The sequence below is a fragment of the Curvibacter lanceolatus ATCC 14669 genome (assembly GCF_000381265.1).
Taxonomy (GTDB): domain Bacteria; phylum Pseudomonadota; class Gammaproteobacteria; order Burkholderiales; family Burkholderiaceae_C; genus Curvibacter; species Curvibacter lanceolatus.
This window is the reverse complement of sequence record NZ_KB906253.1, coordinates 55,433-71,917: the sequence shown is the minus strand read 5'-3', so window position 1 is coordinate 71,917 and position 16,485 is coordinate 55,433. Positions and strand designations below refer to the sequence as shown.

Annotated in this window: 16 protein-coding genes; 11 read left to right on the top strand and 5 right to left on the bottom strand. The window is 64.7% G+C overall.

All coding sequences use genetic code 11. The features are described 5' to 3' along the window. The first annotated feature begins 252 nt into the window (after positions 1–252). The 7 genes from F624_RS0100360 (at position 253) to F624_RS0100330 (ending at position 8,573) form a co-directional block, all read left to right on the top strand. Entirely contained in the window at positions 253–2,007 is a 1,755-nt protein-coding gene (locus F624_RS0100360) for a methyl-accepting chemotaxis protein (protein ID WP_019572255.1), read from the top strand. A gap of 141 nt (positions 2,008–2,148) precedes the next feature. Further along, positions 2,149–2,580, top strand: a complete 432-nt coding sequence (locus F624_RS0100355) for a DUF2267 domain-containing protein (RefSeq protein ID WP_019572254.1) — start codon at positions 2,149–2,151, stop codon at positions 2,578–2,580. A 312-nt stretch (positions 2,581–2,892) separates the two neighbouring features. Beyond that, entirely contained in the window at positions 2,893–3,849 is a 957-nt protein-coding gene (locus tag F624_RS0100350) for a LysR family transcriptional regulator (RefSeq protein WP_027474077.1), read from the top strand. A gap of 45 nt (positions 3,850–3,894) precedes the next feature. Next, entirely contained in the window at positions 3,895–5,949 is a 2,055-nt protein-coding gene (locus tag F624_RS0100345) for an FUSC family protein (RefSeq protein WP_051107257.1), read from the top strand. Further along, positions 5,946–6,155 (top strand): DUF1656 domain-containing protein, encoded by a 210-nt coding sequence (locus F624_RS0100340; RefSeq protein WP_019572251.1) that lies wholly within the window; start codon positions 5,946–5,948, stop codon positions 6,153–6,155. Before F624_RS0100345 ends, F624_RS0100340 begins: the two co-directional genes overlap by 4 nt. A gap of 4 nt (positions 6,156–6,159) precedes the next feature. Then, positions 6,160–7,089: an efflux RND transporter periplasmic adaptor subunit gene (locus F624_RS0100335; RefSeq protein ID WP_051107256.1), complete on the top strand. Its 930-nt coding sequence runs from the start codon at positions 6,160–6,162 to the stop codon at positions 7,087–7,089. Continuing rightward, entirely contained in the window at positions 7,086–8,573 is a 1,488-nt protein-coding gene (locus tag F624_RS0100330; protein ID WP_019572249.1) for an efflux transporter outer membrane subunit, read from the top strand. Before F624_RS0100335 ends, F624_RS0100330 begins: the two co-directional genes overlap by 4 nt. A 181-nt stretch (positions 8,574–8,754) precedes the next feature. Here the strand turns inward: F624_RS0100330 and F624_RS0100325 are convergent, their stop codons facing one another. Further along, positions 8,755–9,918 (bottom strand): porin, encoded by a 1,164-nt coding sequence (locus F624_RS0100325; protein WP_019572248.1) that lies wholly within the window; start codon positions 9,916–9,918, stop codon positions 8,755–8,757. A 59-nt stretch (positions 9,919–9,977) separates the two neighbouring features. Beyond that, complete coding sequence (locus F624_RS0100320) at positions 9,978–10,280, bottom strand: DUF4148 domain-containing protein (protein WP_019572247.1); 303 nt, start codon at positions 10,278–10,280, stop codon at positions 9,978–9,980. 390 nt (positions 10,281–10,670) lie between these two features. Here F624_RS0100320 and F624_RS0100315 point away from each other — a divergent pair, with 390 nt between their 5' ends. After that, entirely contained in the window at positions 10,671–10,982 is a 312-nt protein-coding gene (locus F624_RS0100315) for a DUF4148 domain-containing protein (protein ID WP_019572246.1), read from the top strand. A gap of 34 nt (positions 10,983–11,016) precedes the next feature. Here F624_RS0100315 and F624_RS0100310 read toward each other — a convergent pair whose 3' ends face one another. The 3 genes from F624_RS0100310 to F624_RS0100300 all read right to left on the bottom strand — a co-directional run bounded on the left by F624_RS0100310 (position 11,017) and on the right by F624_RS0100300 (position 14,550). Then, positions 11,017–11,922: a LysR family transcriptional regulator gene (locus F624_RS0100310; protein WP_019572245.1), complete on the bottom strand. Its 906-nt coding sequence runs from the start codon at positions 11,920–11,922 to the stop codon at positions 11,017–11,019. A gap of 99 nt (positions 11,923–12,021) precedes the next feature. Further along, complete coding sequence (locus F624_RS0100305) at positions 12,022–13,263, bottom strand: MFS transporter (RefSeq protein WP_031253721.1); 1,242 nt, start codon at positions 13,261–13,263, stop codon at positions 12,022–12,024. Positions 13,264–13,656: 393 nt separating this feature from the next. Further along, positions 13,657–14,550: a LysR substrate-binding domain-containing protein gene (locus F624_RS0100300; protein WP_031253717.1), complete on the bottom strand. Its 894-nt coding sequence runs from the start codon at positions 14,548–14,550 to the stop codon at positions 13,657–13,659. A 166-nt stretch (positions 14,551–14,716) separates the two neighbouring features. Between F624_RS0100300 and F624_RS0100295 the strand changes: the two genes are divergently transcribed. The 3 genes from F624_RS0100295 to F624_RS0100285 are packed head-to-tail and all read left to right on the top strand — an operon-like array spanning position 14,717 to position 16,461. Continuing rightward, complete coding sequence (locus F624_RS0100295; RefSeq protein WP_019572242.1) at positions 14,717–15,259, top strand: hypothetical protein; 543 nt, start codon at positions 14,717–14,719, stop codon at positions 15,257–15,259. A 7-nt stretch (positions 15,260–15,266) separates the two neighbouring features. Continuing rightward, entirely contained in the window at positions 15,267–15,593 is a 327-nt protein-coding gene (locus F624_RS35595; protein WP_084679353.1) for a tautomerase family protein, read from the top strand. 22 nt (positions 15,594–15,615) lie between these two features. Next, positions 15,616–16,461 (top strand): MBL fold metallo-hydrolase, encoded by an 846-nt coding sequence (locus F624_RS0100285; RefSeq protein WP_019572240.1) that lies wholly within the window; start codon positions 15,616–15,618, stop codon positions 16,459–16,461. The last annotated feature ends 24 nt before the right edge of the window (positions 16,462–16,485 follow it).

Genomic DNA, 16,485 nt, shown 5'->3' with positions numbered 1-16,485 from the left:
CAAAGCCGTGTCCTCTCTTGCCAACAGCTGTTGCGCCACCCTGTTCATTGGGTGCGCCTTGATACATATCAATCGGGTGAGCGCCGCAGAGGGGAACATGCATGCGAGTCCTCGACCGCTGGACCGTTGGGCATGTGTCTGAGAACCCGGATTGCTTCGTGCGTTGAGCAAACGACAAACTGGGTTCGTCACTTTGACCGCTGCCTTGGCCCATCTGAAGGGATGCCCTGCGTCATATTTTTGGGAACATCCATGACACTCTTCAGCAAAACCAGTCTCAGCGCCCGTCTGTATGTCGTTTCATTCGCGCTCATCGCCGCGCTCATCGCCGTCACCGCCAGCGCCTGGGTTCAGCTGCGTGAGGTGAGAGACCTGTCGCACCGCACCGGCAACATCAAAGTGCTTCAGCTCAGCCTGATCGCAAGCACGGAGTTGAAGGTGTCGCAAGCCCTGTCGGACATCCGACAGGCTTTGCTGTCCACCAAGCCAGAGACCGTCGACCAATCCGCCAAGGATGTGCAGCGCAAGCGCGAGCAGATCGCCAAGAACGATGCCGCCTTTCTGGCCGAGATCACGGATCAGGCGGGTCGGGATGCCTTCAAACGCGACTGGCTGGACCTGCAGGTCGCCTCGTGGCCCGTGGCCGAGAAGAACCTGGAGTTGATCCGCAGCGGGCAACACGAAGCCGCCCTGAACATGCTGGCCGACACCACTTTGCCCCAGTTTGCCAAGATCCAGACCTGGCTCAGCGAGGAGCGCGACCGCCAAGCCAAGGTCCTGGGCCAGGATGTCGCGGCCATCGGCAGCAACGTGGATGAGATCCGCTTGCAGCTCTCCACGCTGGTGGCTGCCGTGGCCTGTGGCTTGGTGGCCTTCTCCTGGTTCATGGCCCGTGCGCTGCGCGCCCGCGTGGCCCAGGCCCAGATCGTGGCCGACCGTGTCAAAGAGGGCGATTTTTCAGTCTCGGTGGTGGACAACAATGCCGACGAATTCAGCCCCTTGTTGAGTGCACTCGGATCCATGCAGGTGTCGCTCACCGAAGTGGTGGCGCAGGTGCGCCAGAACGCCGAGGGCGTGGCCACGGCCAGTGCAGAAATCGCCCAGGGCAACCAGGACCTGAGCCAGCGCACCGAAGAACAAGCCGCGGCGCTGGAACAGACCTCGGCCACCATGAGCGAACTCGGCAACACCGTGCGCAACAACACCGAAAGCGCCCGGCAGGCCAATCAACTGGCACAAGGCGCGTCGGCAGTGGCCGTGCAGGGCGGCGATGTGGTCGGCAAGGTCGTCACCACCATGGAAGGCATCAGCACCAGCAGCCGCAAGATCGGGGACATCATCGGCGTCATCGACGGCATTGCCTTCCAGACCAACATCCTGGCACTGAACGCGGCCGTGGAGGCGGCTCGCGCTGGCGAACAAGGGCGTGGCTTTGCAGTCGTGGCATCGGAAGTGCGCAGCCTGGCCCAGCGCAGTGCCGAGGCCGCCAAGGAAATCAAATCGCTCATCAGCAGCAGCGTTGAACAGGTGGAACAAGGCACCTTGCTGGTGGACCAGGCGGGCAAGACCATGGGCGAGATCGTGGCCTCGATCCAGCGGGTCAGCCACATCGTGGCCGAAATCACCTCTGCCAGCGACGACCAAAGCTCTGGCATCGAGCAGGTCGCCGACGCGGTCGGGCAGATGGACCGGGTCACCCAGCAGAACGCGGCCCTGGTCGAGGAGAGCGCCGCGGCCGCCAAGAGCCTGAAGGGCCAGGCCGACCAACTGGTGCAGGCCGTGGCGGTGTTCAAACTGACCCAGGGTGGCGCACGAGGCTCAGCCCCCATGACCCACGGCACCGCAGTCAGGACACCCAGCCTGTCGCATCGTTCAGCCCCAACCCGGACAGCGGGCCATCAACGCCCCGCAATGCGCAGCGCATCGAAGACCTCGCCGGCATTGACCTCCAGCGCCAGCCAGCCCCAGGCATCCAAGGGCGACAACGAAAGCTGGGAGTCGTTCTGAGCCGGACGGCGGTCTTGGGCTGAGTGCCGCAGCGCTCCAGGGAGCGGCGGAGGCGAGGCGGGCGACATGGTAAAACGCTCGCCACCCATCGCTGTCTATCGCTGTCTATCGCCCCAGAGAGGCCCCTGAGAGCCGCCACCCATGCCCATGCCGTTCGAATACCAGAATGCCTCGCGCCAGTTCGAGCAGTTCATGATCGATGCGCGCGACTGCGCCGGCTTGGCCACCACCAACATGAGCTGGAACATGGTCATCGGTGTGCTGCACACCTTTCGCAGCCGCTTGCCGGTAGAGCAAGCGTTGGCGTTTGCCGACGCCTTGCCGCCGGTGCTGCGTGCCCTCTTTGTGGAGCACTGGGATGTGAGCCAGCCGGTGCGCTCGTTTGGCACGCCGGAGGAAATGCTCGACGAAGTGCGCTCCGTGCGGCGGCAACACAACTTTGCGCCGCCTCACGCCATCCGGGCCGTGGCTGAAGCCCTCCGAAAGAACATGGACCCCGAGGTGCACCAGCGCGCCATGAGCAAGCTGGCGCCGGCTGCACAAGCCTATTGGGGCTATCAGTCTTCCTGTTGAGCCGGGCCACAGGTCGAACTGCTCGCACCCCACGCCCACCGAGGGAGTGAAAGGCATGGTCTGGATACGCTTCAGCCACCCCATTCAATTGCCAAAATAGACATTAATTAATTTTCAAAATGTCTTTTGTTGCCATTTTAGGAATAGCCAATTGCCTGGAAAGCCGTTTTTCTGATCAGTCGATCTCTCTAAACTTCGGCCACGCGCTCCATCCGGCTCTGGGCCGGAGACGAGCGCTGCGCCCATCCCGCCCACTGTGGTCTTGAGACTTGGGCGCCAGAACCCCAGCCCGCCCCATCCAACGCTCGCCTCATGAATCGTCTGCTCAGCATGCAGGTCTTCTGCCGCGTGGTCGACTGCCAAGGCTTTGCCTCGGCGGCCCGTACCCTCGACATGTCGCCGCCCGTGGTCACCCGCCTGATCTCTGACCTGGAAACCCATCTTTCGGCGCGCCTGCTCAACCGATCCACCTCCCGCAAACTGGTGCTGACCGAGGCCGGCCGCATCTACCTCGACCAGGTGCGCCGCATCCTGGCCGACATCGAAGAAGCCGAGGCCTCCGTGCAGTCGGCCACGCAGCGGGTGGGAGGCCGACTCAAGGTGCTGGCGCCGCCCTCGCTGGCCACCTACGAGCTGGTGCGACTCATCCGCAGCTTCAAACAAATCCACCCCAAGGTGACGATCGAGCTGACGACCAACGCCCAGGCCGAAACCCTGGACGAAGATTTCGATGTCTGCCTGGTGATGAGCCATGCGCGCCCCCTGAACGGCGACTTTGTGGCCCGGCGCCTGGCGCACTCACAGCTGGTGCTGTGCGGCTCACCTGACTACCTGAAGGCCCAGGGCCGCCCGCAGCATCCCAAGGACCTGATGAACCACGCACTGGTGACCCTGCCCTTTGTGCACGACCTGACCTTTCGCCGCCCCCCCGCCAGTGCCCGGGACAGCCAGCCCGATGACAGCTATGCCATGGCCTTCACGCAAGTCGCGCTCAGCACCACCCAGCTGGAGACGGCCCGCTCGGCCGCGCTGCAAGGCCTGGGACTGGTGGTCTTGCCGTCCTTTGTGGCGGCCCCGGCCTGCGCCAGCGGCGAGTTGCAAAGCGTGCTCACCGACTGGCGTCTGCCGGCCCTGAGCATCCATGCCGCGATCCCGACGCGCGAGCATGTACCGGCCAAGACCAAGGCCTTTCTGGACCACCTGGCGCAGGCTTTTCCCGACAGTGAAAAAGACCCCTGGCTGACCCGCTGTACCGCCAACGCCGATTGACCCGCCACAGCGGCGTGCTGACGCCGCTGCCCCACGAAAGAACCCATGACAATGCCCAGCGGGCGGGAATGGCTGTTTTCCGTCAAAACCTTTGCGGCCTCGATGCTGGCGCTGTACATCGCGCTGGCGCTGGGCATGCCCAGGCCCTACTGGGCCATGGCCACTGTGTATGTGGTGTCGCACCCGCTGACGGGCGCCACCCGGTCCAAGGGCGTTTACCGGGCTGGCGGCACCCTGCTGGGCGCCGGCGCGGCGGTGCTGCTGGTGCCCTGGCTGGTGAACCAGCCGGTGCTGCTCAGTGCGGTGGTGTCGCTGTGGACGGGCAGCCTGCTGTACCTGTCCCAACTGGACCGCACGCCCCGCAACTACCTCTACATGCTGGCCGCCTACACGCTGCCCATGATCGCCTTTGGCGCCGTGGGCTCGCCGGCCGAGGTGTTCAATATCGCCGTGGCCCGCACCCAGGAAATTCTGCTGGCCATTGCCTGCGCCAGCACGGTGGCCGCCCTGGTGTTCCCGGGCCGGGTGGCCCCGGTGCTGGACCAGCGCATGGGCGTGTGGTTGCGCGACGCTGCGGCCTGGGCCACCGAAGCCTTGCAACCTGGCCAGGTGCCGGGCGCCAGCCGCCACCAGTTGGCTACCGACATCCTGGCCCTGGACCAGTTCATCGGCCAATTGGCCTATGACACCGCCAGCGTGGACGTGGTGCGCCATGCCCGCGAGCTGCGCTGGCGCCTGAGCCTGCTGCTGCCCATGCTGTCGTCACTGCAAGCCGCGCTGGCCGAGCTTCGCCAACTCCCGCAAGGCCTGCCGGCGGGGCTTGAGCAAGCCCTGGCGCAGGTCGCCGACTGGATGCAAAACCTTGACGCCCAGGCGGCCCCCCTCACTGGGCTCCATTGGCAAAACCCCGATGGGAGTGGCCCGGCCGGCTCTGATTGGCCGGCGGTGTTGACGCAACACACGCTGGCCCGGCTACACACCCTGGTCTGCCTGTGGCAAGACTGTCTGGCACTGCGCCAACGCATCGCCCGCAACAACCATGGCCGCACCGGCTTGGATGACTGGGCACCGGCCTACCGCCGCCAGCACCTGGACAGCCAGGCCCGCCATGTGGACCACGGCATGGTGGTGTTCTCAGCCCTGTCGGCCTCGGCGCTGAGCTTTGTGCTGTGCCTGCTGTGGATCGAAACCGGCTGGCAGCAGGGCGCCAGCGCGGTGATCATGGGCTCCATCACGGCCTGCTTCTTTGCCGCCCAGGATGAACCGGCCCGGGCCCAACGCGGCTTTTTTGGCTGGACCTGCGTGGGCATGCTGCTGACCAGTGTGCTGCTGTTCTACGTGATCCCGGCCACCCATGATTTCGAAACCCTGGTGCTGGTCCTGGCCTTGCCCTTCCTACCCCTGGGCACGCTGGCCTTGCGCCCCAGCTTTGCCCCCATGGCGATGACCTTGACCGTCTGCACCGCCTCGTTTCTGGGCCTGTCGGGTGCCTACGACGCCAATTTCGCAGACTTTGTGAACAGCAACCTGGCCGGCATCGCGGGGGCCTTCGGCGCGCTGGTGTGGACGCTGCTGACCCGACCCTTTGGCACCGGCCTGGCCCTGCGCCGCCTGGTGCGCAGCCTCTGGCGCGATCTGGTGCGCCATGCCTGGGGCCGCCATCAGACCGAACACGCCGCGCTGGGCGCCATGGGCGATCTCATGCTGGATCGCCTGAGCCTGCTGCTGCCGCGCCTGGCCGCCAGCGCCCATGACCGGGTCACCGATGGCTTCAGTGAGTTGCGGGTGGGCTTCAGCGTGCTGGACCTGCAAGGCAGCGGCGCGCCCGCCAGCCCGGTTGGGCAACCCTTGCGCCGGGTGCTGGGGGCCGTGGCCGCCCACTACCGGGCGCGCCTGAACCAGACCCCCCACCCCCACGCGGCACAGGCCCTGGGCCAGCGCATCGACCGGGCCCTGCACACGCTGGCCAGGCAGGACAGCCCGCAGGCCCGGCAAGCCCGCCATGCGCTGGCCGAGTTGCGCATCACGCTGTGCCCAGGCCGGCCGGCACCCGCACGGGCCCTGGTCACGCCCGAACCCACACGGAGCCCCACTGCATGAATGCCGAAATCGACCTGTACGGGGTGTTTGTCCCCAGCGTGCTGCTGCTGGCCGTGCTGGCCCTGGGCCTGACCGCTGGGCTGCGCCTGGGGCTGGCGCGACTGGGCTTGTACCGGCTGGTATGGCACCGCTCACTTTTCAACTTCTGCCTGTTCGTGGTCGTGTTGTCGGCCTGCGTCCAAGGCAGCATCTGGTGGAGACCCTGATCCCATGACACCCTTGCCCCTCTTGCACACCCTGAAGCACCGAACCATCCCGGTGGTGCTGACGCTGCTGATGGCTGCCGCCGCGGCCAAGACCGGCCAACACCTGTGGGTCTATTACAACGACGCCCCCTGGACCCGCGACGGTCACCTGCGGGCCGACGCCGTGCAAGTGGCACCCGATGTGTCGGGTCTGCTGACCGAGGTGCTGGTGCACGACAACCAGGCCGTGCACCGGGGCGATCTGCTGATGGTGGTGGACCGCGCACGCCACGAACTGGCAGTACGTCAGGCCGAGGCCGCCTGGCGCGCGCAGCGTGCCGTGGTGGCCCAGGCCCGGCTGGAGGCCGAACGCAACCACCGCCTGAGCGACCTGGTGGCGCGCGAGAGCCAGGAACAAGGTGACGCCCGGCTGGAACAAGCCGAGGCCCAATTGGCCAGCACCGAGGCGGCCCTGGCCCTGGCCCGGCTCAATCTGGCCCGCACCCGCATCACCAGCCCGGTGGATGGCTTTGTGAACGACCGGGCGCCCCGCGTAGGCGACTACGTGAGCACCGGCCGACCCGTGCTGTCGGTGCTGGACCGGGCCTCGTTCCATGTTGACGGCTACTTTGAAGAAACCAAGCTCGACCACATCCACCTGCAGCAGCCGGTGGAGATCCGCATCATGGGCAGCGAGCTGCGGCTGCGGGGCCACGTGCAAAGCATGGCCGCCGGCATCGAAGACCGCGACCGCAGCAATGGCGCCAGCCTGCTGCCCAACGTCAACCCCACCTTCAACTGGGTGCGGCTGGCCCAGCGCATCCCCGTGCGCGTGGCGCTGGACGAAGTGCCGCCCAACTTCCACCTGATCGCCGGGCGCACGGCCACGGTGTCGGTGCTCGATGAAGCGCCCGCCGCCCATGGGGCTGAACCCAGCACGGGAGGACACTCATGATCAGGCAAGCTGGCACCGTCGCTGCCACCGCGACCCCTCAACGCTGGCGCCAGAGGGCCCTGGTGCTGGCCTGCGCCAGCGCCCTGGCCGCCTGTTCGCCCCTGCCGGCCACCCCGCCGCTGGCCGACCAGGCCGTGGCACGGCAAGCCTTGGCCCAGGCCGGCTTCGAGCAGGCTCATGGCCCGGCGGTCTCACTGGGGCCGGTGCCCGATCACTGGTGGCAGCTGTATGCCGACCCTGCGCTGGACAGCCTGGTGCAGCAGGCCTTGCAGGCCAACACCGGCTTGCGCGAAGCCCGGGCCCACCTGCAGCGCGCCCAGGCCGTGGTGCAGGCGGTGGAGGCCGAGGCGGGCCCTCATGCCAGCATCGAGGCCGCAGGCAAACGCGCCCAGGAGGCCGGCGAAACCTTCTTGCTGAAAGAAAAGCTGCCCGTGATGAACGAGGGCAACCTGGGCTTCAGCGTTTCCTACCAGATCGACTTGTTCGGCCAGCTGGCCCGGGCCGAAGAGGCTGCCCACGCCAGCCAGCAGGCCACGGCGGCCGCGCTGGATGTGGTGCGCGTGAGTGTGGCCGCCGCCACCGTGCGCGCCTATGTGCAGGGCTGCTCGGCCACCCGCGAGTTGCACCGCGCCGAGGCCGCCCTGGCCGTGCAGCGGCGCCGGCTTGAGTTGGCGCGGCGCCTGGCCGAGGCCGGCCGCAGCCCCCGCACCGCGGTGCAGGCCGCCCAGGCCCAGACCCTGGCCTTGCAGGCCCAGCTGCCGGCTTATGCCACGGCCCAGGATGCGGCCCACTACCAACTGGCTGCCCTGCTGGGACTGCCCCCCCAGGCCCTGAGCCGCGAGCGCACCCATTGCGAGGCCTCGCCAAAACTCGCACAGCCGCTGCCGGTGGGCGACGGTGCCGCCCTGCTGCAACGCCGCCCCGATGTGCGTGAGGCCGAACGCCAACTGGCGGCCGCCACGGCGCGCATCGGCGTGGCCACGGCCGCGCTCTACCCCAGCATCCACCTGGGCGCCTCGGCGGGCCTGAGCGGGGTGTTGGGTGACCTGGGCAACGCCTCCACCGCGCGCTGGGGCCTGGGCCCGCTGATCAGTTGGCAGATCCCGGACAATGCAGCACGTGCGCGCGTGCAGGCCTCGAAAGCCGATGCCCAGGCCGCCCTGGCGCACTTCGACGGTGTGGTGCTGAACGCGCTGCGCGAAACCGAAACCGCCCTGAGCCACTATGTGCATGACCTGGACGAGCAAGCCCGCTTGGCACAGGCCCGCGAGCAGGCCGATCAGGTGGCCCAGGACAACCATCGGCTTTATGAGAGTGGCCGCGCACCCTTGCTCAGCCAGCTGGAGGCGCAAGGCGCGCTGAGCCGCCTGGATCAACAAGTGGCCCAAAGCCAGGGCCAGACTGCGCGGGATGAAGTCGCCCTGTTCCTCGCCCTGGGCGGCGGGTGGCAGCAACAGGCTACCCCACCCGGCAGCGCGCACTGAGCCAGCGGCTGGCGCATGCTGGCGCGGCAGACAACGCGCCCCCCCCCTCAGCCCACGCCAGCCCGCCCCCACCCACACCAGCGCTGCGGCCCCCACGAAAAAAAACCCCGCCACACTGAAGTGACGGGGTCAACGCAATGGAGAAAAACCGCTGGGGTGTCAGGCGCTCACGCGCCCGGCATCAGAAACGATGCTGCAGGCCGAAGGCCACACCGGTGTTGTTGCTTTTGCCGCTGGCGGTCTGGGCCGCCGTCACGCCATTGGCCTTGGTGTAGTCGAGTTCGGCATACACATCGGTGCGCTTGCTGAGGGTGTAGCGGGCGCGAGCCACATAGGTGTCGTACCGGTTGGACGACAGGCCGTCCGCCGAGTACTTGGTGTTGTAGTACGCGCCCACCACCTTCACCAGGTCACTCACATTGAAGGTCACGCCCACATCAGCCACCTGGGCCTTGAGGCCGGTGGTGCTGGCGCTGGCGCCATTCAAGAACTTGTACAGCGAGGTGCTGGCGCTCGAGCTGGTCAGGATCGAGGTGTTGCTGTTGGCAAAGCTGGCGTCGGCCTGCATCTGAGTGTAGCCAGCGGTCACGCGCAGGCCATTGAACAGGTAGTTGCCGCCCAGGGTCCAGGTGGTCTGGTTGCGGCCGGCCACGTCGCGCAGGCGGTCGTAGGCAGCGCCCACTTGCACCGGGTTCACGTCGTACTTCAGCATGGCCTGCACCGACGAGTTGGCGGCGGTCGAGCCGGCCACATTGCCAAACGAGTAGGCCAGGCCGAGGGACGTACCGGCCCACACGGGGCTCTGGTACTTGACCATGTTGTCGCGGCGCGAGGTGTCCAGGCTGCCGCCCACCAGGGTGCCCAAGGGGTTCACCGTGGTGGCAGCCACTGCGGCGTACTGCTTGTTGTTGGTCAGCTCCTGGCCCAGCGGGTCGTTGATGTAGCCGGCTTGCAGGTCGTAGTTGAAGGTGGTGTTGCGGCCCAGGTCGATGCGGCCCCATTGGTTTTCCAGGCCCACGATGGCGCGGCGGTCAAAGATATTGCTGGAGCTGGAGGTGGCGCCAGTGGCAGTGTTAAAGCCCGACTCCAGGTTGAAGTTGGCGCGCAAACCGCCGCCCAGGTCTTCCGTGCCCTTGAAGCCGAAGCGCGAGGTGTTCAGCACGCCCGAGGAGAGCTGGGTTTGCGAGCCGGTGGCGCCAGTGCTGGACTTGACGGCAGCGCTGTCGCTGCGCACGCCTGCATCAATCAGGCCGTACAACTGCAGGCTGGAGCCGGATTCGGCATGGGCGGCGATGGAGCCGGTCAGTGCGCTCAGCGCAGCCAGGGCGATCAGGGATTTTTTCATGGGTGTCATCGGATGGAGATGGAGAAACAAGAAAAGCTCGAAAGGGCCATGGCGCGTGCTCAGAAGCTGGCTTCACCGTGCGGCAGCAAACCGGCTCGGTTGGCGGCGGCGGCCGCAGCACGCACGTCCTGTCGGCTCAACGCCGACTTGACGGCCGGCAGGCCCTGGGACATCGGGTCCACATCGGCCCCATGGCGGGCGGCTTGCACGGCCTCGGTACGCACTTCGGTACGACTGCGTTGCGCCACGCTGGGGGCGTTCAACTGGTCCCGGTAGGTATCGGCCTCGCCGGCGGCAAAGCTGCTGGACGCAGCAAGGGTGACGACGGCCATCAAGGCGGTGGAGAAAAAGGTGCGGGGCATGGCGGGGTTCCTTGAATGAGGTTTCAGGCCGGGGCTTGGCCCGGCGGGTCGGGGAAGGCAGAACGCGCTTCCGTAGCCGATGCGTGACTTTAGAACGCCAAGATCGGCAATAAAACAGGTTTTTCTGGAATTGGTAATTTCTGAATTAGAAACAAATTCAGCCTGCGCAGGCGTCACAGGCGAGTGCCTGCGATACCGTCGCCCGCGCATCTTGTTTCGTTTTTGGAAATTTCCAATTTCTATTTAACTGGTTTTATTGTCATTTTGGGAAGAATAAAGTTCACCCATCGACGAACCAGACTGTGGACAAGCCGCCACGGCAGGTTCAACGAATGCCGGATGCAAGGGCACCCGACAAGCCCTGTTGATCACCCCTGAAAGGACTCCAAAATGAACCGCTCTCTCATCGCCATGGCCCTGTTGGCCGCAAGTACCGCCCTGACCGCCACCCCCAGTTTTGCCACGGGAGAGGCCGATACTTACAAGGATCAATTCGCACCGGTGGTGTCGCAACGCAGCCGCGCCGAGGTCAATGCCGAAGCCGTGGCCGCCGCTCAATTGAAGATCGCAGACCCCAGCCTGCTGGAAATGTCGCGTGTGCAGCCCCTGCTGAAGTCGACCCTGACGCGCGCCGAAGTCAGCGCCGAAGCCGCCCGCGCCAACCGCCTGGGCCTGATCCCGCACGGCGAACTGACTTACTGATCAGTAGGCCCCGGCAGACCGTGGCGAGCTGAGGTCAGCGGTCTGCAAACAGCTCGATCAGCAACTGCCGCAGCCACAGATTGGCCGGGTCGCGGTTGAAGCGCCCATGCCAGAACAGGTTGATGGCAATGTCGGGCAGGCGTACCGGATGCGGTGAGCTGACCAGCCCGAAGGGCTGTTCGCAGCGCAGCGCAAAGCGCTGCGGCACGGTGGCGATCAGGTCGGTGCTTTGCAGAATGTGGCCGACCGCAATGAAGTGCGGCACCACCAAGCGCATGCGCCGCTCGATGCCGGCGCGCTCCAGTTGCCCATCGACCTCACCATGCCCCGTGTGGGCGGCCACCACGCCCACGTGTTCCAGCTCGCAGAACTGCTTCAGGCTCATGGGCACACGCGCCGTGGGGTGACCCTGGCGGAACATGCACACATAGCGGTGCCGAAACAGCCGGCGCTGAAAAAACCCGCTTTGCAGCTGCGGCAGCAGGCCCAGGGCCAGGTCGACCCGGCCTTGGGCCATGTCCTCTTTGAGGTCGCCCGTGTGCGGGCGCAAGGTGCTGATGCGGATGTGCGGGGCCCGCTGGGCCAGGGCTTCCATCAAGGGCGGCATGAAGTACATCTCGCCGATGTCGGTCATGGCCAGGTGAAAGGTGCGGGTGCTGCTGAGTGGGTCGAAGGCATCGCGCGTGGCCAACGCTCCTTGCAAGGTGTTCAAGGCCTGTGCCACCGGCTCGGCCAGGTGCAGTGCGTACGGCGTGGGCGCCATGCCATGCGAGGTGCGGGTGAACAGCTCGTCGCCCAGGCCGGCCCGCAGGCGTTTGAGGGCATTGCTGACCGCGGGCTGGGTCAGGCCCAGGTGCTCGGCAGCCGCCGAGACGCTGCGGTCCAGCAGCAGTTGGTGGAACACCACCAACAGGTTCAGGTCGATGTGGCGCAGGTCCATGGCGGGCGGGTGTTGCGGGGAGGTATTGCGGGGGTGTGTTGCGGGGGGGGTCAGGCGGGTGTTGCAGGTAGGTGCCCCGAACTTGGCTGCAGCCGCGTCTCAATGCACCGGGGCTGCCGGCAACAGGCGAAACACCATCGCACCGAGCACCAACAGCACGGCAATGCACACCAGAACCCCCGCATAAGGATCGCCCCCCAAGGCGGTGGACCAGGAGGCGGCAAAACCGCTCAGACTTTGCACGATGGCCACCCCCAGAAACATGGACATGGTGAACACCGACATGGCACGCCCGGCAAACTCGGCGCCGTAGGAAGCGCGCACGTTGGCGTATTGCAGAACACCGGCCCCCGACAGCACGGCCATGGCCACCATGCCGCCAACGCCAACCCAGGACGAGGGAACAAAGGCCATCGCCACGGACACCGCGGCCATGAGCGTCACGGCGCACACGATCCAATGTCGCCGCCGCGCCGGACCCGGATCAAAATGGCCGAACAAGGCGGGGGTGAACAGCGATATCAGCGACACCAGCAAGGCGACGTTGCCTGTCTGCACCAATGTCATGGCGTGGCGGTGCATCAGCATGGGCCCCAACCACAGGCCACGCAGTGTGAGAAATGAGGCGTAGTTGACACCGGCCAGGGCCAAAATGCCCCAAGTCTGCGGCAGCAGGAAAATGTCGCCAAAGCCTCGCAGGGCGGTGCCGAGGGTCTGTGGGCGCTGTTGGGAGGCGGCCAGTCCCTCGTGCAGTTGGCGATAGACCAGCAGCCAAGAAATGCAGGCCAGCCCGGTCAGCACGGCAAAGCCCCCACGCCAGGAACTGGCGTGGATGAGCCAGGCCAAGGGGGTTCCCGTGAGGATCAGCCCCAGCCCCCCCAAGCCCATGGCCGTGCCTGAGACGGCGGCAAAGCGCTTCACCGGAAAGCGCCTGCCGATGAACAGCGTGCACACCACAAAGGCCGGTGAGCATCCCATGCCAATCAGAACCTGGCCAAGCACCAGCACCGCAAAATTGGGGGCCAACGCAGAAATGAGGGCACCCAATATGGCCAGAGGGAATGTGCACAGCCAGGTGCGGCGCAGCCCGTAAAAGTCGAGCGCGATCCCGACCGCGAACTGGGTCAGTCCGAAGGCGAACGCAAAAGTGGCGGCAAAAAGGCCCAGGTCCTGCGAGGACAGTCCGAACTCCTGCTGCAGACCGGTCGCCATCATGGCCGTGACCGTGCGAAAGGCCTGGCTCAGCGCGAAGGCGCTGACCAAGGTCAACAGGGTGAGCCAGGGCAAGGCGGCTTCGGATTCGGCGGGGGACTCCGTGGGGGATTGGTTCAACGCGGACATCGTTTTTCTGGTCGGGTGCAGATTCATCACCAGTTGGCTGCGCGCCATTCCTGGGATGCGTGCTTCATTTTGACTTGGCACGGATCGCCACAATGTCGCACAGGTTCGGATGCCGATCGGCCGCGCAACGGCTTGCTGGCACGACTTGGCTGCGTTCGAGCCCCCATCAGCGCCCCAACAAGGCTTGACGCTGAAGACGGCTTTTGAGGGTTGGAGTCGAGTTGACTCCAACAAATAAAGTCCGGCGAAACCGGGGCGTGTAAGTCGTTGACTTGGCTACCACCCGTTGAATCGGAAGCCCATTGCAGCCTACCGACCGAGAGCGGTATGGACCGCGGCTTTCAAACTGCAGCGGCTGTTTTCGCCAAGTAGCGACGGTCCGTTCCAAGCGCTTCAAGGTTCCAGGCCTCGGGCTTCCTGAAGTATCCAGTTCGCAAATGCCTGTAGCGGCGCTTCACTTAACTCTACCGGCTCAGGAAGTACGAGACAGAAGTTCTTGGCGATCGACTTGCCATCCGGCCATGGCGCCACCAGACGACCTTGTTCAAGCTCTGCCTCGACATACAGACGTGGCACCAATGCGACCCCTAGGCCAGCCATCGCCGCCTCGATCAACATGGAATGGAGGTCATAGCGTGCGCCAACCGCTGAGTTGGTTAACTCGATAGCGGCTTCATTCGCGTAGAGCTGCCACGCATCTGGGTTCTGTCGCTTGTGAAGGCGCGGGAGCTCATCCAACGAGGCGTCGGCACCAGCGTCCGCGAGGAGCGCCGGACTGCACACTGGCACAAGAACCTCTTCCAGCAAGTGATACAGACGCATACCCGTCCATGCTGGATGCTCAAAATGGATGGCTGCGTCGAAGCCGCTGCCCGTCAGTATGAATGGGTCCAAGCGCTCGGAGATGTGCACCGTGATCTTCGGATGCTTGTCCTGAAAACGTTTCAGCCGGGGGATGAGCCAACGGGTTGCGAAGGTCGGTATGGCTGCGATATCTATGCTCACACCCTCGTCGGGCTGCCCCATCAGATAGAGGCTGTCCCGCTCAAGCCGGTCCAGGATTTCGCGAACTTGCACCGCGTATCTCGCGCCGTTCGGCGCTAGCCGGACACGATTGCCAACGCGCTCGAACAGCGCGACGCCCAGGAACGCCTCCAATCGACCGATCTGACGGCTGATGGCCCCCTCGGTCAGCGCCAGTTCGTCCGCCGCACGTGCAAAGCTGCCGTGCCTCGCCGCAGCCTCAAAGGCCAGGAGCGCGGAATTGCTTGGGATCTTGCGTCGCATGGGAGTCACGCCGGTGGGTATTCGCATCGACGCCAGCTTGAGCAAACGTCACCGAAGGCTCATTTTATATCGCTATTCGCCAGTGAATTTGGTCACTAGCATTACGTTTATGCAATGACCTGAATCGCTTGCATCCAGAGCCCATCCGTTCAAAAGGACAGAATTCATGATCTACACCGTCGAATGCAGCTTCGCGGACCCCAGCAGCGAAGCCGAATGGAACGACTTTTACAGCCTTGAAAAGCTGCCCGCCCTCATCTCGGTAGCTGGCTTTCACACCTCGCAGCGCTTCAAGGCCTTGAGCAGTGGCTGCCCGGTCTATCTGGCCATACACACGATCGACGGTCTCGATGTGCTGACCGGGGAGGAATATCGCCAGAAAGGCGGCGGCAACTTTGCACGGTGGCAGTTGAACATCACCGACTGGCACCGCAACCTCTACGACGATATCGGTCTGGCGCCGGCGGTGCGTGCAGACGAACTCCTCGCGCTTTGCGCGAGCGGCCCCGAGCCTTTGGTGCAGATGGGTCTCACGCCGTTGGCCATGCAGGCAGTGGCGTTGGAGAAGTTCCCCGCACGCCGCTGGCTTGCAAGACTGCCTTGGCGACATGCTCAGTTCGTCGAGAACCTTGAAGGCGTCCACCTCTACACACCGATGACGGACCAACTGACCAACGTTCGCACGGTATCGCCCGAGTTGGAACAGTAGGTCCGCAATGCCCAACGTCACCTTCTATATTCGCTCAGAGGAAATGCCGTCCGATGAGCAGCGGGCCGAGCTTTCCCGTCACTGCCTCGAACTCTGCACGAGTGTTCTTCAAGCGGCGCTCGAAAACGTTCATGTCATCTACATCGACGTTCGCCATGGTCAAGGACATCCCGTCTTCGCAGAAGTCCAATACCGGCTCGAGAGCTTTCGCACGCCCTCCGTCATGAACAAGTTGATGGATGGTCTGGACGAGGCCATTGCGCGCTGCACGGGTCTCAAGGCGCGCATCCGATGCTTTGGTCATGCCGCCTCGAACGTCCACGCTCGAAATTGATGAGTCTTCCGGAGCAAGAACATTGTCTACCCATCCCTTTCCAAGCCAACGAGCCGGAAATTTCACGATCACGGCAATCAGCGATGGCTACCTCAACGCCAGCCTGGACTTCCTGTCAAACATCGACCCGGCCGAGGCCTCCAGAATGCAAAGTGACGCAGGGCAGAAGGTGCCTTCTGCCGTGCACATCAACTGCTACCTGGTTCGCGGAGCGGGCCACACGATTCTCATCGACGGTGGCGCTGGCGGCATCAAGAAATGGGGCGGCCGCCTGAGAGCCAATCTATCGCTGGCTGGCGTTGATCCATCCGAAATTGACACCATCCTACTCACGCACGCCCACCCCGACCATGTTGGCGGGCTGGTGGACACCGCCGGAGAAATGGCCTTTCCGAACGCGGAGTTGGTTGTTCATCGGCGGGAGCTCGAGTTTTGGCAGGATGACGCAAATCTGAGTCGGGCCAGCGAGCATGCCCGCGGCAACTTTCTGATTGCGCGGCAAGTGTTTGATGCTTATCGCGACAAGCGCCGTACTTTCGATGCGGAGGAAGTGCTTCCCGGCGTCAGGGCGATGCCGCTGGCAGGCCACACCGACGGCCACACCGGATATCTCGTGGAATCCCATGATTCAGGTCTGCTTGTCTGGGGAGACATTGTTCATTTTCCTAACATCCAGATCAGTCGGCCTGACGTGTCGATTGCATTCGATCAAGACCCTTCTCTGGCGGCCACCACGCGATCACGACTTCTAGAGTTGGTCAGTTCGGAGGGACTCTTGATCGCTGGCATGCACCTGGGCGAACTCGGCTTTGCGCGAATCAAGCGAGCAAGCGGGCGCTACGGTCTTTTTTATGAAACCTGCGCATAGGGCCGAGCATGGCAAGGGGGGAGC

What these genes read in the sequence shown, in the direction of transcription:
- F624_RS0100360 (WP_019572255.1), top strand. Translation starts at nt 253, where the DNA reads ATGACACTCTTCAGCAAAACCAGTCTCAGCGCCCGTCTGTATGTCGTT.
- F624_RS0100355 (WP_019572254.1), top strand. Translation starts at nt 2,149, where the DNA reads ATGCCCATGCCGTTCGAATACCAGAATGCCTCGCGCCAGTTCGAGCAG.
- F624_RS0100350 (WP_027474077.1), top strand. Translation starts at nt 2,893, where the DNA reads ATGAATCGTCTGCTCAGCATGCAGGTCTTCTGCCGCGTGGTCGACTGC.
- F624_RS0100345 (WP_051107257.1), top strand. Translation starts at nt 3,895, where the DNA reads ATGACAATGCCCAGCGGGCGGGAATGGCTGTTTTCCGTCAAAACCTTT.
- F624_RS0100340 (WP_019572251.1), top strand. Translation starts at nt 5,946, where the DNA reads ATGAATGCCGAAATCGACCTGTACGGGGTGTTTGTCCCCAGCGTGCTG.
- F624_RS0100335 (WP_051107256.1), top strand. Translation starts at nt 6,160, where the DNA reads ATGACACCCTTGCCCCTCTTGCACACCCTGAAGCACCGAACCATCCCG.
- F624_RS0100330 (WP_019572249.1), top strand. Translation starts at nt 7,086, where the DNA reads ATGATCAGGCAAGCTGGCACCGTCGCTGCCACCGCGACCCCTCAACGC.
- F624_RS0100325 (WP_019572248.1), bottom strand. Translation starts at nt 9,918, where the DNA reads ATGAAAAAATCCCTGATCGCCCTGGCTGCGCTGAGCGCACTGACCGGC.
- F624_RS0100320 (WP_019572247.1), bottom strand. Translation starts at nt 10,280, where the DNA reads ATGCCCCGCACCTTTTTCTCCACCGCCTTGATGGCCGTCGTCACCCTT.
- F624_RS0100315 (WP_019572246.1), top strand. Translation starts at nt 10,671, where the DNA reads ATGAACCGCTCTCTCATCGCCATGGCCCTGTTGGCCGCAAGTACCGCC.
- F624_RS0100310 (WP_019572245.1), bottom strand. Translation starts at nt 11,922, where the DNA reads ATGGACCTGCGCCACATCGACCTGAACCTGTTGGTGGTGTTCCACCAA.
- F624_RS0100305 (WP_031253721.1), bottom strand. Translation starts at nt 13,263, where the DNA reads ATGTCCGCGTTGAACCAATCCCCCACGGAGTCCCCCGCCGAATCCGAA.
- F624_RS0100300 (WP_031253717.1), bottom strand. Translation starts at nt 14,550, where the DNA reads ATGCGACGCAAGATCCCAAGCAATTCCGCGCTCCTGGCCTTTGAGGCT.
- F624_RS0100295 (WP_019572242.1), top strand. Translation starts at nt 14,717, where the DNA reads ATGATCTACACCGTCGAATGCAGCTTCGCGGACCCCAGCAGCGAAGCC.
- F624_RS35595 (WP_084679353.1), top strand. Translation starts at nt 15,267, where the DNA reads ATGCCCAACGTCACCTTCTATATTCGCTCAGAGGAAATGCCGTCCGAT.